General features: G+C 66.9%; 10 protein-coding genes. 3 read left to right on the top strand and 7 right to left on the bottom strand.

Annotated elements, in window-relative coordinates; translation table 11 throughout:
• The 6 genes from alaS to BMX96_RS03125 all read right to left on the bottom strand — a co-directional run bounded on the left by alaS (position 1) and on the right by BMX96_RS03125 (position 10,102).
• Positions 1 to 2,658: an alanine--tRNA ligase gene (gene alaS / locus BMX96_RS03150; RefSeq protein ID WP_091844168.1), complete on the bottom strand. Its 2,658-nt coding sequence runs from the start codon at positions 2,656 to 2,658 to the stop codon at positions 1 to 3.
• A gap of 132 nt (positions 2,659 to 2,790) precedes the next feature.
• The gene (recA, locus tag BMX96_RS03145) at positions 2,791 to 3,867 is read right to left on the bottom strand and encodes a recombinase RecA (RefSeq protein ID WP_330220627.1); all 1,077 of its coding nucleotides are present in this window, start codon (positions 3,865 to 3,867) and stop codon (positions 2,791 to 2,793) included.
• Between the two features lie 357 nt (positions 3,868 to 4,224).
• The gene (locus tag BMX96_RS03140; protein WP_091844166.1) at positions 4,225 to 6,510 is read right to left on the bottom strand and encodes a hybrid sensor histidine kinase/response regulator; all 2,286 of its coding nucleotides are present in this window, start codon (positions 6,508 to 6,510) and stop codon (positions 4,225 to 4,227) included.
• A gap of 95 nt (positions 6,511 to 6,605) precedes the next feature.
• Positions 6,606 to 7,769: an RsmB/NOP family class I SAM-dependent RNA methyltransferase gene (locus BMX96_RS03135; RefSeq protein WP_091844164.1), complete on the bottom strand. Its 1,164-nt coding sequence runs from the start codon at positions 7,767 to 7,769 to the stop codon at positions 6,606 to 6,608.
• A gap of 33 nt (positions 7,770 to 7,802) precedes the next feature.
• Positions 7,803 to 9,251: an IMP dehydrogenase gene (gene guaB / locus BMX96_RS03130; protein WP_091844162.1), complete on the bottom strand. Its 1,449-nt coding sequence runs from the start codon at positions 9,249 to 9,251 to the stop codon at positions 7,803 to 7,805.
• Between the two features lie 71 nt (positions 9,252 to 9,322).
• A complete protein-coding gene (locus BMX96_RS03125) occupies positions 9,323 to 10,102 on the bottom strand; it encodes an aldolase/citrate lyase family protein (RefSeq protein ID WP_091844160.1) in 780 nt (259 codons plus the stop codon).
• Between the two features lie 244 nt (positions 10,103 to 10,346).
• Here BMX96_RS03125 and BMX96_RS03120 point away from each other — a divergent pair, with 244 nt between their 5' ends.
• The 3 genes from BMX96_RS03120 to BMX96_RS03110 all read left to right on the top strand — a co-directional run bounded on the left by BMX96_RS03120 (position 10,347) and on the right by BMX96_RS03110 (position 13,507).
• A complete protein-coding gene (locus BMX96_RS03120; protein WP_091844158.1) occupies positions 10,347 to 11,360 on the top strand; it encodes a C4-dicarboxylate TRAP transporter substrate-binding protein in 1,014 nt (337 codons plus the stop codon).
• A gap of 117 nt (positions 11,361 to 11,477) precedes the next feature.
• Positions 11,478 to 12,107, top strand: a complete 630-nt coding sequence (locus BMX96_RS03115) for a TRAP transporter small permease subunit (protein WP_091844156.1) — start codon at positions 11,478 to 11,480, stop codon at positions 12,105 to 12,107.
• Positions 12,107 to 13,507 carry a TRAP transporter large permease gene (locus BMX96_RS03110; RefSeq protein WP_091844154.1) on the top strand — a complete coding sequence of 467 codons (1,401 nt, stop codon included), beginning with the start codon at positions 12,107 to 12,109 and terminating at the stop codon, positions 13,505 to 13,507. The genes BMX96_RS03115 and BMX96_RS03110 overlap by 1 nt, the downstream gene beginning before the upstream one ends.
• Here BMX96_RS03110 and BMX96_RS03105 read toward each other — a convergent pair.
• Positions 13,399 to 14,352: a GNAT family N-acetyltransferase gene (locus BMX96_RS03105; protein ID WP_091844152.1), complete on the bottom strand. Its 954-nt coding sequence runs from the start codon at positions 14,350 to 14,352 to the stop codon at positions 13,399 to 13,401. The genes BMX96_RS03110 and BMX96_RS03105 overlap by 109 nt on opposite strands.
• Positions 14,353 to 14,391 lie beyond the last annotated feature (39 nt).

The raw sequence follows: 14,391 nt of genomic DNA, 5'->3' as shown, positions 1-14,391 counted from the left end.
TCAGGCCTCCTTCAGCACGGTTTCAACGGCGGCGATGGCGGCGTCCGCGTTCTCGGCGCTGCGCCCGCCGCCCTGGGCCATGTCGGGCCGGCCGCCGCCGCCCTTGCCGCCCAGCTCGGCCACCGCGGCGCGTACCATGTCCACGGCCGACACCCGGTCCGTCAAGTCCTGGGTCACGCCCGCCGCCACAGCCGCCTTGCCGCCGTCGGCCGCGATCAGTAGCACGGCGGCCGATTTCAGGCGATCCTTCTGCGCGTCGATGAGACCGGGAAGATCCTTGCCGGTGACGCCCTGCAGCACCTGCGCGGCGAAGGGAATGCCGCCCACATCCCGCGCCTCGATGCCACCGCCACCGCCGCCCCCCATGGCCAGGTCCCGCTTCAGCTGCGCCACCTCGTTCGCCAGCGCCTTGCGCTCATCCATCAGGCTGCGCACGCGGGCTTCGGCATCCGGGATCGCGGATTTCAGGTCACCGGCGATGCGGGACAGTGTCTCGGACCGGCCGATCAGGTGATCCAGCGCCGCCTGCCCTGTCACCGCCTCGATCCGCCGCACGCCCGCGCTGGACGCGCTGTCGGCGGTCAGGACGCAAAGCCCGATCTCGCCGGTGCGCGCCACGTGGGTGCCGCCGCAAAGCTCGATGGACCAGTCCTGGCCGTCCAGGCCCTTGCCCGTGTCGGCGCGGCCCATGGAGACCACGCGCACCTCGTCGCCGTATTTCTCGCCGAAAAGCGCCTGGGCGCCCAGCTCGCGCGCCTCGTCCGGGGTCATCAACCGGGTCTCGACCGCGCTGTTCTGGCGGATGAAGGCGTTCACACTGTCCTGCACCGCGGCCATGTCCTCGGCCGACAGGGCGGCGTTGTGGCTGAAATCGAAGCGCAGCCGGTCCGGTGCGTTCAGCGACCCCCGCTGGGCCACGTGGTCGCCTAGCCGGTCGCGCAGGGCTTCGTGCAGCAGGTGGGTGGCGGAGTGGTTGGACCGGATGCGCGCGCGGCGATCGGCATCCACCGACAGGCGCACGGGCGCGCCGGGGCGAAGCTCGCCCTCCTCCACGCTCGCGAAATGGATGAAGACACCGGCGACCTTGCGCGTGTCGGTGACCCGCAGGCGCAGGCCCGGCGCGGTGATGGTGCCGGTATCGCCGACCTGGCCCCCGGCCTCGGCGTAGAAGGGCGTCTGGTTGGTGACGACCTGAACGTTGTCGCCCTGCCCCGCGCTGTCGACCACGTCGCCGTCGCGGACCACCGCGAGCACTTGGCCCTCGGCCTCCAGGCTGTCGTAGCCCAGGAACTCGGTCACGCCATGCTTGTCGGCCACGTCGAACCAGACGCTGGCATCCGCCGTTTCGCCCGACCCGGCCCAGGCGGCGCGGGCCTGCGCTTTCTGGCGCGCCATGGCGCTGTCGAAGCCCTCGGTATCCACGCCGCGCCCCCGCTCGCGCAGGGCGTCCTGGGTCAGGTCAAGCGGGAAGCCGAACGTGTCGTAGAGCTTGAACGCCGTCTCGCCCGGCAGCGCGGCGCCCTCGGGCAGGTCGATCACCGCGTCGTCCAGCAGCTTCAGGCCCCGCTCGAGCGTCTGGCGGAAGCGCGTCTCCTCGCCCAGAAGGGTCTGCTCGATCATGGCCTGGCTCTGGCCAAGTTCGGGAAAGGCCTGGCCCATCTGGCCCACCAGCGCGGGCACCAGGCGGTGCATGACTGGATCGGCCGCGCCCAGAAGGTGCGCGTGACGCATGGCGCGGCGCATGATCCGGCGCAGGACATAGCCGCGCCCCTCGCTCGACGGCAGCACCCCGTCGGCGATCAGGAACGAGGTCGAGCGCAGGTGGTCGGCGATCACCCGGTGGTGCACGTTGCCGTCGCCATCCGGGTCGGTGCCCGTCACACTCGCCGAGGCTTCGATCAGGGCGCGGAACAGGTCGGTGTCGTAGTTGTCGTGCTTGCCCTGCAGCAGGGCCCCGATCCGTTCCAGCCCCATGCCCGTGTCGATGGATTTCGACTTCAGTTCGGTCCGGGTGCCGTCCTCGAATTGTTCGTACTGCATGAAGACGATGTTCCAGATCTCGATGAACCGATCGCCGTCCTCCTCGGGCGAGCCCGGGGGGCCGCCCCAGACCTCGGGACCGTGGTCAAAGAAGATCTCGGTGCAGGGGCCGCAGGGGCCGGTGGGGCCGGCCGACCAGAAATTGTCGTCGGTCGCGATGCGGATGATCCGCTCGTCCGGCAGGCCCGCCACCTTCTTCCAGATCGCGACGGCCTCTTCGTCGGTGTGGAAGACGGTCACAAGCAGGCGATCGGGGTCGATGCCGAATTCCCTGGTCAGCAGGCCCCAGGCAAGGGCGATCGCCTCGTCCTTGAAATAGTCGCCGAAGCTGAAATTCCCCAGCATCTCGAAAAACGTGTGGTGGCGGGCGGTGTAGCCGACATTGTCCAGGTCATTGTGCTTGCCGCCCGCGCGGACGCATTTCTGCGCAGTTGTCGCCCGGGTATAGTCGCGGGTCTCGACGCCCGTGAACAGGTTCTTGAACTGCACCATGCCCGCCGCGGTGAACATCAGCGTGGGATCGTTGCGCGGGATCAGCGGAGAGCTCGGGACATGGGCGTGTCCGTGCTTCACGAAGTAGTCGATGAAGCTCGATCGGATGTCGTTCAGGCTAAGCATTCTGGTCGCGGATCCTTCAGGCTGCGGCATTTGGCCGGTCTATCGCCGTGACCCCGCGCGGGCAAGCGGGCTGCAATGCAAAAGGCGCCCCGCGGGGCGCCTTGGCACTGCGATCGCGTACGGGCTGACGCCTCAGTCGTCCATCAACGGGTCGTCTTCGGCATCACTGCTGCCGGTATGGAAATCCAGCCCGTGGGCACCGCGGATCTTGTCCTCGATATCGAGCGCGATGGACTGGTTCTCGCGGAGGAACGCCTTGGCGTTCTCGCGACCCTGGCCGATGCGCTCGTCCCCGTAGGAATACCACGAGCCGGACTTGTCGACGATGCCCGCCTTCACACCCATGTCCAGCAGCTCGCCGGTCTTCGAGATGCCTTCGCCATACATGATATCGAACTCGACGACCTTGAAGGGCGGTGCAACCTTGTTCTTCACGACCTTGACCTTGGTCTGGTTGCCGACGACCTCGTCGCGATCCTTGATCGAACCGATGCGGCGAATGTCCAGGCGGACCGAGCTGTAGAATTTGAGCGCGTTGCCGCCGGTCGTCGTCTCGGGGCTGCCGAACATGACGCCGATCTTCATGCGGATCTGGTTGATGAAGACCACCATGCAGCCGGTGCGGCTGATCGACCCGGTCAGCTTGCGCATGGCCTGGCTCATCAGGCGGGCGTGCACCCCGACCGAGCTGTCGCCCATGTCACCTTCCAGCTCGGACTTGGGAGTCAGGGCGGCGACTGAGTCGACCACCACCATGCTCACGGCCCCCGAGCGGACCAGCGTATCGGTGATCTCGAGCGCCTGTTCGCCGGTATCGGGCTGGCTGATCAGCAGCTCGTCCAGGTTCACGCCCAGCTTCCTCGCGTATTGCGGATCGAGCGCGTGCTCGGCATCCACGAAGGCGCAGACGCCGCCCTTCTTCTGCTCCTCGGCGATGGCGTGGAGCGTCAAAGTCGTCTTGCCCGAACTCTCGGGACCGTAGATCTCGATGATGCGGCCCTTTGGAAGCCCCCCGATGCCCAGGGCGATGTCCAGACCGAGCGAGCCGGTGGAGGTCGCCTCGATGTCGGGGAACTGGTTCTCGCCCCCGAGCTTCATGATCGAGCCCTTGCCAAATTGGCGTTCGATCTGCGCCAGCGCCGAGTCGAGCGCCTTCTGTTTGTCGGTGTTGCGCTTTTCAGCCATGTCGAGAAGCCCGGTCTTGCCCATGATTTCGGTCCTTATTCCATGTCCGCCCTCGGGCAGCAATGAGATGGTGTGTTCCGTTATTGTTCCCCGACTTATGAGGCCAAAAGGGGAACAAATCAATCTTAATCTTTGGTAGGCGGCGACAGTGAACAAATCGTTAACTACGATAGCGCAAGACGCCCGGCCCGAAAGAGCGCCGGTCCATCACACCCGCACGGTCCGACTGGCGGATCGTGAACTGGATGCCCGGACTTGCGGGAAACTTCCAAAACCTAATTCGACACCGTTTCCACAAGATGACCGCGGCCACGCGGAGTTCAGGGTCGCCGGTTCGACAGCTCGTCAAAAGCGGTATCGCGGGATCGGCCGGCGGCGATCTCAATCCGCGAGATGCGTTTCCACGGCAGCCGTCAGATCGATCAGGGAGAAGGGTTTCGGCAGGAACGTCGAATTGGGAATGCTGGCCTGGCTCTCGGAAAAGCTTTCTTCTGCGTAACCGGAGACGAAGATGACGCCGGTGTCCGGGCGCTGTTCGAGCGCCTCGCGCACCCAGCTTGGCCCGTCGCGCCCCGGCATGATGATATCGGTTACGAAGATATCGATCTCCTCGGAGGGATCCGCGGCGATATCCAAAGCCCGCTCGGCATTCTCGGCCTCGATCACATGATGCCCGCGCAGCCTGAGAGCGCGCGCCGCGAATGCGCGCACCGGAGCTTCGTCCTCGACCAGCAGTATCCGCGCCGCGCGGTCGGAGGGCTGCGCACGGACCTGCGCCCCGGTGGAAGAGCCGCGTGTCGCCCGCCCCTCGTGGGCAGGAAAGTAGAGCGAGAACATCGTTCCTTGTCCCACCTCGGAATCCACGAAGATATATGCCCCCGTCTGTTTGACGATTCCGTAAGCGGTCGACAGCCCTAGCCCAGTGCCCTCGCCTGTGCGCTTGGTGGTGAAGAAGGGCTCGAAGATCTTCGGTATCTGATCTTCGGGGATACCAATGCCCGAATCCTCGACCTCGACGACCACGTAGGCCCCGGCCGGCATTTCGACCCGGTCGCGCATGACGGGTGCATCCAGGCGCACAGTCTGCGCCCTGACATCGACGGTCCCCCCGTCCGGCATGGCGTCGCGCGCGTTCACCACGAGGTTCATGATGACCTGCTCGAGCTGACGCTTGTCCGCCCGAACCATCTTCAGGTCCGAATCGTTGCGTACCGACAGCGTGACCTTTTCGCCCACCAGACGGTTCAGCAGATGGCTGAGATCCGAAAGGGTATCCCGCATGTCCAGCATCTCGGGCCGGAGGGTCTGCTTGCGCGAGAAGGCCAACAATTGCCCGACGAGCGACGCGGCGCGGTTGGCGTTCTGGTTGATCTGTTCGAGGTCGGCGAAATCCTGATCGCCCGGGTCATGACGCAGCAGTAGAAGGTCACAATGTCCGCTGATCGCGGTGAGGAGGTTGTTGAAATCATGGGCCACGCCACCGGCCAACTGCCCGATGGCCTGCATCTTCTGGCTCTGCACGAACTGCGCTTCGAGAGTCTTGAGTTCGGTCGCATCGTGGAGGATCGCGATGATGTGGCGGTCGTTCTTAGGTCCGGCAAGGGTCAGGGTGACCTGCACGAAAAGGTCACCCGCCACGCGGGACGCGCGCATGACCTCGGGTCGGTTAAGGGCGCGGCCGGCGCGGGCGTCATCCAGCCAGTCGTTGACCTGCCGGCCCAGGCCCTCGACCAGCGTGGAGAGGCCGACCCGCTCACTCTGCCCGAGCGCCAGCAAATGTCGTGCGAGCGCGTTCGACCGGGCGACAGTCCCGTCGTCGTGCAATTCGAGGATGGGCACCGGAAGATCGTCCAGCGTGTAACGTCCGGGCCCTGCCGCGGCGCCCTCGGTGTCGGGCATCTCGGCTGATGGCGTGAGCGTCGCTTCCACCATACCGTCCCCGATAGCCCGGGATCGCGTGATAAACGTCCGGGCGCCCCCGACAGTCTCGAGTTGTATCGGCAGGCTTCGATCGAAGGGCCCGTCGAAACCGATATCGCTCAACCGAACGGGCGGTCCGGCGAAAAGGGCCAGCGCGCCCTCCGACATCCAAAGAATGTTCCCGTCCGAGTCGAATCGAAGGACCGGAGTTTCATCGTCCGAGCCCGTTGTGTCTCGGCGAACGGACCAGATCACACGCTCATTGCCGATCGCCGTCGCGCGCAGCCGGGCCGCGCCCACGCGCTCTTGCGCCGTGCCCCGGGCATGCGCATCCCCCAGAAGTCTCGCGATGGCTCCGGCGGGATTGGCCGCAGCACCGGTCAGAGGCGCCAAAAGCTCGGCAGCCGACCGACCGTCCAAACCTGCTTCGTCCCGGGCGGCCGTGTTGACCCAAAGGAGAATACCGTCGGCATCGGTCACGAAAGAGGGCGTGCCGTCATGCGCCAGGAGGTCGCGCAGCGTGGCGTCGTGGCGACCCGCGGTTCCAGGGCCCAGGATCAGCAGAGCCGCCATGATGGCGGCCAGCATCAAGAGGGCGGCAGCAGCCGAAATGAGCGCCGCACCGGTGACCAGGCCCGGCGAGAGCAGGCCGACGGCCAGAAGCACGGCCCCGATCAAGATCACCGCACCGAAGCCCGCCCGGCGCAGGCCGGACGGCGGATCGAACGAGAGACGGAAATCAGACAAGACGCGGGCCTTCTGTTCGGAACCCCCTTGCTGGCATGGAAAGGGTTAACGTCCCCTTAATCGTACTGTGCCCGTCAGAAGCGACGGCACAAGCCCTAACGGCGGGTGAGAACAGCCAGGAAGAACCCGTCGCCGCCTTGCAACGGAGTCCAGGTTTGCGTGAAGTCTATCTTGTAACCAACCGCATTCAGGAGAAATTCCTCCGCCTGACGGATATTTTCCTCGTCCAGGAGAGAACAGGTCGCGTAAGCAAGCGTACCGCCCGGCGCGACGTGGTGCGCCGCATCGCGCAGGATCCCGGCCTGGAGCGACAGCACGTTGTCGAGCATGCTCCGCCCTGCGCGAATCTTGCCTTCCGGACTCCGCCGCCAGGCACCGCTCCCGGTGCAGGGCGCATCGACGAGGACTAGGTCGAAGGGAGGCTGGGACGACAGTTCTCTGGTGTCGACAAGCTCTATGGATTGCCCCGCCCGCCGCGCACGCTCCGGCAGGTCCGCCATCCGCCCCGGGAGACCATCATGCGCCACGTATCGGGCCCGGTGCCGGTCGGCCATGGCCAGTGTCTTGCCGCCGCCCCCGGCGCAGTAGTCGAGAACCCGCGTGGTGCCAGCGAGCGGAAGCGCGTCGACCAGCGCCTGGCTGGCGCCGTCCTGGAGATCGACCAGACCGTCCCGGAACGCTTTCGACAGGTGAACCCTGCGCGCGTTTTTCGTGACACGAAGGGCGCTTGGAGACAGGTCGTCATCCAGCGTCTCAATGTCCTCGGCCCCCAAGGCGGCACGCGCGGACTCCCGCGATATGCGGGACAGGTTGACCCTCAGAAATACGGGCGCCCGATCACGGAGGGCCTGCATCACGGCCGCGAAATCCGGACCGAGGCTCGACTTCAGTTCGTCCGCCAGCGCTGGCGGGCAATCGAAAGAGGCCAGTTCGGGTATAGGGGCGTCCGTCGGCCGCTCTCCGGCCTCCAGCGGCGCGGGACCGTAGCCGGCGCCGGTGAAGACCGCCCCCAGGTCGGCCCCGGTGTCGTGCAGGTAGCCGACCATGCGCGCGCGTCCCGTCTCGCCGTCGCCCCGGGCCGCGCTGGACCACCAGCGACGCAGCACGTCGAACACGAGGTCGCGGACGGCGGCGCGGTCCTTGGATCCCGCGTGGCGGGCGCCACGGGCCCAGCGGGTCAGGACACGCTCGGCCGGGTCGCCCGCGGCGATCCGGTCGAGACATTCTATGGCGGTCTGCACGCGCGCGGCCGGTGTCATTGCATCACCTTCGTGCCGCAAGCCATTGGAATATCAAGCGCCGCGGTAGTTCGGGCTTTCGCGCGTGATGGTCACGTCATGGACATGGCTTTCCTTCAGCCCGGCCCCGGTCACCCGCACGAACTGGCAGTTCTGGCGCATGTCCTCGACGGTCGCGCAGCCGGTATAGCCCATGGCGGCACGCAAACCGCCCACCAATTGGTGAATGATCGCGCCCGCCGAGCCCTTGTAGGGCACCTGCCCCTCGACCCCTTCGGGCACCAGCTTGTCCGACGCGGCATCCTTCTGGAAATACCGGTCGGCCGATCCGCGCGCCATGGCGGCGAGCGAACCCATGCCGCGATAGGCCTTGAAGCTGCGGCCCTGGTAAAGGATCACCTCGCCCGGGCTTTCGTCGGTGCCGGCCAGCATCGAGCCCACCATGGCGCAGGACGCCCCGGCGGCGATGGCCTTGGCGAAATCGCCCGAGAACTTGATGCCGCCATCGGCGATGACGGGCACGCCGCCGGCCCCCTGCATCGCGTCCATGATCGCGGTCAGTTGCGGCACGCCCACGCCCGCGACGACACGCGTGGTGCAGATGGAGCCCGGCCCGATCCCGACCTTGATGGCATCTGCGCCCGCATCGACCAACGCCTTGGCCCCATCGGCCGTGGCGACGTTGCCGGCGATGATCTGGACCTCGTTCGACAGGGTCTTGGCGCGCTTCACCGCCTCGGCCACGCCGGCGGAATGGCCGTGGGCGGTGTCGATGACCACCACGTCGACGCCGGCATCGACCAGCGCCTCGGACCGCTCGAAACCCGCGTCGCCCACGGTCGACGCGGCGGCCACGCGCAGGCGGCCCAGGCTGTCCTTGCAGGCCGCCGGGTTCAGCACCGCCTGCTCGGTATCCTTGAGGGTCAGAAGGCCCGTCAGCTTGCCCTGCCCGTCGGTGACCAGCAGCTTCTCGATGCGGCGGGCTTTCATGAGGCTCTTGGCCTCTTCCAGCTCGACCGGCTCCTGCAGGATGGCCAGCTTGTCGGACGTCATCATGGCGCTGACCGGGGTGCGGTCATCGCTGGCGAAGCGCATGTCGCGGTTGGTGACGATGCCGTCTTTCCGGCCCGATCCGTCGACCACCGGGAAGCCGGTGACGCGATAGCGTTCCTGCAGCGCCTTCGCGTCGGCAAGCGTCTGGTCGGCGGTCAGGGTGATGGGGTTGTAGACGATCCCCGACTCGAACCGCTTGACCCGGCGCACCTGCTGGGCCTGCTCGTCGACATCGAGGTTGCGATGGATCACGCCGATACCGCCGGCCTGCGCCATGGCGATGGCCATGCGCTGTTCGGTCACCGTATCCATGGCCGAGCTCAGCAGCGGCACGTTCATCCGGATGTCGCGGGTGGCGTAGGTGCGGGTATCCGCCATCGACGGCAGCACGGTGCTGGCGGCGGGCAGAAGCAGGACGTCATCGAAGGTCAGCGCCTCGCGAATCTCCATTGGGAATCCTTTCCATCGGAGTCTTCGTTTGACGCGTCCCTATTTCACGGACCCAGGGGAAAGGAAAGCCCTCATCCATCCACGGCGCGGCGTGCATCCGCCGCAAGCCCGCGCATGGCCCGGGCCAGCAGGGACAGGTCTCCGCCCACGGCGATGAACGTGCCGCCCAGTTCGCGCAGGCGACCGATTTCCGAGGCATCGAAGGTGATCATGCCGACCGCCTTGCCGGCCGCGGCGATGCGGCGCGCCGCGTCCTCGATCGCGTCCTGCACCTCGGGGTGCTTGGGGTTGCCCAGGTGCCCCAGGGACGCGGCCAGGTCGGCGGGTCCGAGGAACACGCCGTCCACGCCTTCGGTCGCGGCGATGGCGTCCAGGTTGTCCAGCGCGGCGCGGGTTTCGGCCTGCACCAGCAGGCAGATCTCGTCCCCGGCACCGGGCAGGTAATCGGTGTTGGCGCCGAACCGGGTGGCCCGCGACATGGCGGCCCCGACACCACGCACACCTTGGGGCGGATAGCGGGTCGCGGCGACCATCTCGGCGGCCTGCTCGGCCGAGTTGACCATGGGGATCAGCAGGGTCTGGCAGCCGATGTCGAGCGCCTGCTTGACCATGCGAACATCGCCCACCGGCAGCCGGATCGCGGGCGCGGCGTTGCCCCCCGCCATGGCCTGCAACTGGCTGTGCATGATGGGAATGTCGTTCGGTGCATGCTCGCCGTCGATCAGACACCAGTCGAAGCCGGAATGGGATGCCATCTCGGCCACCGTCGGATGGGCCGAGGCCAGCCACAGGCCGATCTGCACCTCGCCGCGGGCCAGCGCCGCCTTGATCGGGTTCTTGGGGGCGGGCATGGCGGGATCCTTGCGACTGTGACAACGGCCCGACGCTAGGCCGTTTGCGCCGCCGTGGTAAAGCCGCAATCGCCGACACGGACGGTCGCGCCATTGGCCGCACCCATAAAAAGACCTTTTTTCCGCAGCTTGCGGGACGGACTTCGCGGGTATCCCGAATCCCACTTGAACCCGTGGTTTTGCGCGACATGATACGATCATCATTGAACGCGGCGAGGCAGCCGCCTCTGATAGGGAGAGAGAGATGACCAACATGATGGGCCGCGTGGCCTTTGCCGCGCTTGCGACCGCCTTTGCCACCGAGGCGATGGCGGTGGAATGGAATGCCTCGCTTTGGGGTCAGCGCCGCGCTTTCACCGAGCATGTCGAGAAACTCGCCGAGCTGGTCGAGGAGAAGACCGACGGCGAATTCACCATCAACATCAGCTATGGCGGCCTGTCGAAGAACACCGAGAACCTGGACGGGATCTCGATCGGCGCGTTTGAGATGGCCCAGTTCTGCGCGGGCTACCACCGTGACAAGAACCGCGCGATCACCGTGCTCGAACTGCCCTTCCTGGGTGTCGAGAACCTCGAGCAGGAAGTCGCGGTGTCGAACGCCGTCTACGCGCACCCGGCCGTGGCCGAGGAAATGTCGCAGTGGAACGCCAAGATGCTGATGACCAGCCCGATGCCCCAGTACAACCTGGTGGGCACCGGCGAGCCGCGCGACGAGCTGGCCGATTTCGAGGGCATGCGCGTGCGCGCCACCGGCGGCCTGGGCGAGGCCTTCGCGGCCGTGGGCGGCGTTCCGACCTCGGTGACCTCGTCCGAAGCCTACCAGGCGATGGAATCGGGCGTCGTCGACACCGTGGCCTTCGCCCAGCACGCCCACCTGTCCTTCGGCACCATCAACGAGGCCGACTGGTGGACCGCCAACCTGAACCCCGGCACCGTGAACTGCCCCGTGGTGGTGAACATCGACGCCTACGAGTCGCTGAGCGATGAGCATCGCGAGGCGCTGGACAGCTCGGTGTCCGAGGCGATCGATTACTACCTCGAGAACTACGGCGAGCTTCTGGCCCGTTGGGACCAGGTGCTGGAAGAGCGTGGCGTGAACAAGGTCATGATCTCGCAGGACGAGCTTGCCGCCTTCCGCGAGGTCGCGTCGCCCATCCACCAGGAATGGATCGACACCATGTCCGCGCAGGGCCTGCCCGCGCAGGAGCTCTACGACCTGGTCAACTCGACCCTCGAAGAGGCGAAGTCGGGCAGCTGATGCACCGACACGCGCCCGGGATACGGTCCCGGGCGCACGTCTCACCTTTGACCCTTGCGACGCCGCGGCCCCTGATCCGCAGCGTCCGAGCGAATTCGGTACGGGAAAGGGTATGCCATGGCCGGAGCCGCCTCCATTCTCGAGAATGACAGCACGATCAGCCGGCTCGACCGGAGCCTGTCGGTGCTGGAACGCTTCATGTCGCTGATCGCGGGGCTGGGCGTGTTCTCCCTGATGCTGCTCGCGGTCGTATCGGTCACGGGCCGGCAGTTCTTCAACCGCCCCCTGCCCGGCTACGTGGACTGGATCGAGCTGGCCATGCCGCTGATCGCGTTCATGGGCATCTCGTACATGCAACGCCTGGGCGGTCATATCCGCATGGACATCGTCATCGGGCAGCTGAAGGGCCGCGTCCTGTGGGCCGCCGAGTTCATCACGACGCTGGCCATCTTCCTCGTCATCGTGGCGCTGATCTGGGGCAGCTGGTCGCATTTCCTGCGCAGCTTCGATCTGGGCTCGCCGCTCTGGTCACGCGACAGCACCATCGACATCGGCCTGCCGATCTGGCCCGCCAAGCTGATCGTGCCCGTCGCGTTCTTCGTCCTGTCCCTGCGGCTCGCGTTGCAGCTCTGGGGCTTCGGCCGGGCCTTCTTGAAGGGCGACCCCGAGCCGGTGGCCGTGCCGCTGATCCTGTCGGCGGCGGAACAAGCGGCGCTCGAGGCCCGCCAAATCGAGGATCGCGACTGATGGACAGCATCGAAATCGGCCTGTGGGTCACGGGCGGCCTGCTGGTCCTGGTCGTCCTGGGCATGCGCGTGGCCTTCGCCGCCGCCTTCGCGGGGGTCGTTGGCCTCATCTGGATCTTCTGGTCGCGCAAGGGCTACGACGCGTCCGAGCTTGGCTGGGCCATGACGGTGGCCATCAAGACCGCGGGCCAAGTGCCCCACGGCAAGGTGGCGAGCCAGGCGCTCAGCCTGATCCCGACCTTCATCCTGATCGGCTACCTCGCCTATTACGCGGGCCTCACCAAGGCGCTGTTCGAAGCCGCCAAGCGCTGGATCGCCTGGGTGCCGGGCGGGCTGGCGGTGTCCACCGTCTTCGCCACGGCGGGCTTCGCGGCGGTGTCCGGCGCGTCGGTGGCCACGGCCGCGGTGTTCGCGCGCATCGCCATCCCCGAGATGCTGAAGGTGGGCTATGACCGTCGCTTCGCCGCGGGCGTGGTGGCGGCGGGCGGCACGCTGGCCTCCCTGATCCCACCCTCGGCCATCCTCGTGATCTACGCGATCATCGTCGAGCAGGACGTGGGCAAGCTCCTGCTGGCAGGCTTCATCCCCGGCGTTGTCTCGGCCTTCATTTATGCCGGACTGATCATCATCCTCGCGCTGACCATCAAGGGCTTCGGCCCGCCCGTCACCGGCTTCACCTGGCGCCAGCGGATGCAGTCGCTGCCGCCCGCGCTGCCGATCCTGGCCGTGGTCGTGATCATCATCTTCTTCGTCTACAACCCCTTCGGCGGCGACGCCTGGGGCACGCCGACCGAGGGCGGCGCGGTGGGCGCCTTCATCGTGTTCCTGATGGCGCTCTGGCACGGCATGCGCTGGCCCGAGCTGAAGGACGCGCTGATCGAGACGGCCAAGCTGTCGACCATGATCTTCGCCATAATCTGGGGCGTTCTGATCTACGTGCGGTTCCTGGGCTTCGCCGACCTGCCCGGCGCCTTCGCCGACTGGATCACGTCCCTGGACCAGGCGCCGATGCTGACGCTGATCATGATCCTTCTCGCCTACGCGGTGCTCGGCATGTTCATGGATGCGATCGGCATGCTGCTTCTGACGCTGCCGGTGGTGTTCCCGGCGGTGATGGCGCTGAACGGCGGACCGTTCGTCACGGCCGAGGAAAGCGCGTTCGGCATGAACGGGACCATGTGCGCGATCTGGTTCGGGATCCTGGTGGTGAAGATGGCCGAGTTCTGCCTGATCACGCCCCCCATCGGGTTGAACTGCTTCGTGGTGGCGGGCGTGCGGCCCGACATCTCGGTTCAGGACGTGTTCCGCGGCGTGATGCCGTTCTTCCTGGCCGACGCGGTGACCATCGCGACGCTGGTGGCCTTCCCGTCCATCGTGCTCTGGCTGCCGTCACTGGCCTGATCCCACGGGCACAGCAGGCGCGTGGGCGGATCGTTGATCGCACGCGCACCGGTGCCCAGCTTGAAATGCGTCAGGCCCGGGAGGCGGGCGGGATCGATCAGCCCAAGATCCATGCGCGTGCCCCCCTCCACCCGCGCCGCGCACATGGCGTGCCAGAGAAGCAGGTTGTGGGCTGACGTTTCGCGTCCGACACGGGTCGTCTGGCCGAGGTGATAGACCGCCTCGCGCCCGTGGCGCAGCAGGCAGACCCCGGCGACCGGGCCGTCATGATCCGAGGCGATCCAGCTTTCGACCGTGCCCGGCGACACCCGATGGAGCGTTGCGAGCCAGCGGTGCGGCAAGGCGCGATAACCGCGGCGGCGGCGCATCTCGGCATCGCGCCCGAGCAGCCAGTCGGGGCAACCCGGTTCCCGCGTGACCGACAGGCCCGCTCGTCCGGCGCAGGTCAGCCGGTTGCGCCATTTCTTTCGCAGGCCGGCACGCAGGTCGCCCGACAGGTCCAGCACGGCCCTTTGGGGGGCCTGCCGCAGGACACGCCCCGCATCGGGCGACAGGACGAAAACAGCACCGGGCCAGGCCGACCGTATCGTCTTCAGCGCGCGCGGCGTGTCTGCACCCCGCAGCCAATGGATGCCGCCCGGCAGCCAAAGCAGGCGCAGCGGCCCGATCCCGCGTTCGATCACCTGCGTCACGCCAAGACACGACGCGTTTCCGATCCGCAGGCGGTGCACGGTGGCGCCCAACCGTTCCGCCACCGCGCCATAGGCCCACCCCTGGACGAAGGCCGCGTCCACGGTCAAAGCGTCCCAGTCGCGGCGCAGCGGACGGTCGCGCGTGATCTCCATGGCCCTCAGCTTGACGGCATTGGATTAATCACCGCTTAA

The organism is Palleronia pelagia (assembly GCF_900110115.1).
Taxonomy (GTDB): domain Bacteria; phylum Pseudomonadota; class Alphaproteobacteria; order Rhodobacterales; family Rhodobacteraceae; genus Palleronia; species Palleronia pelagia.
Note: the sequence above shows the minus strand (reverse complement) of the source record. Positions and strands in the feature narration are given on the sequence as shown.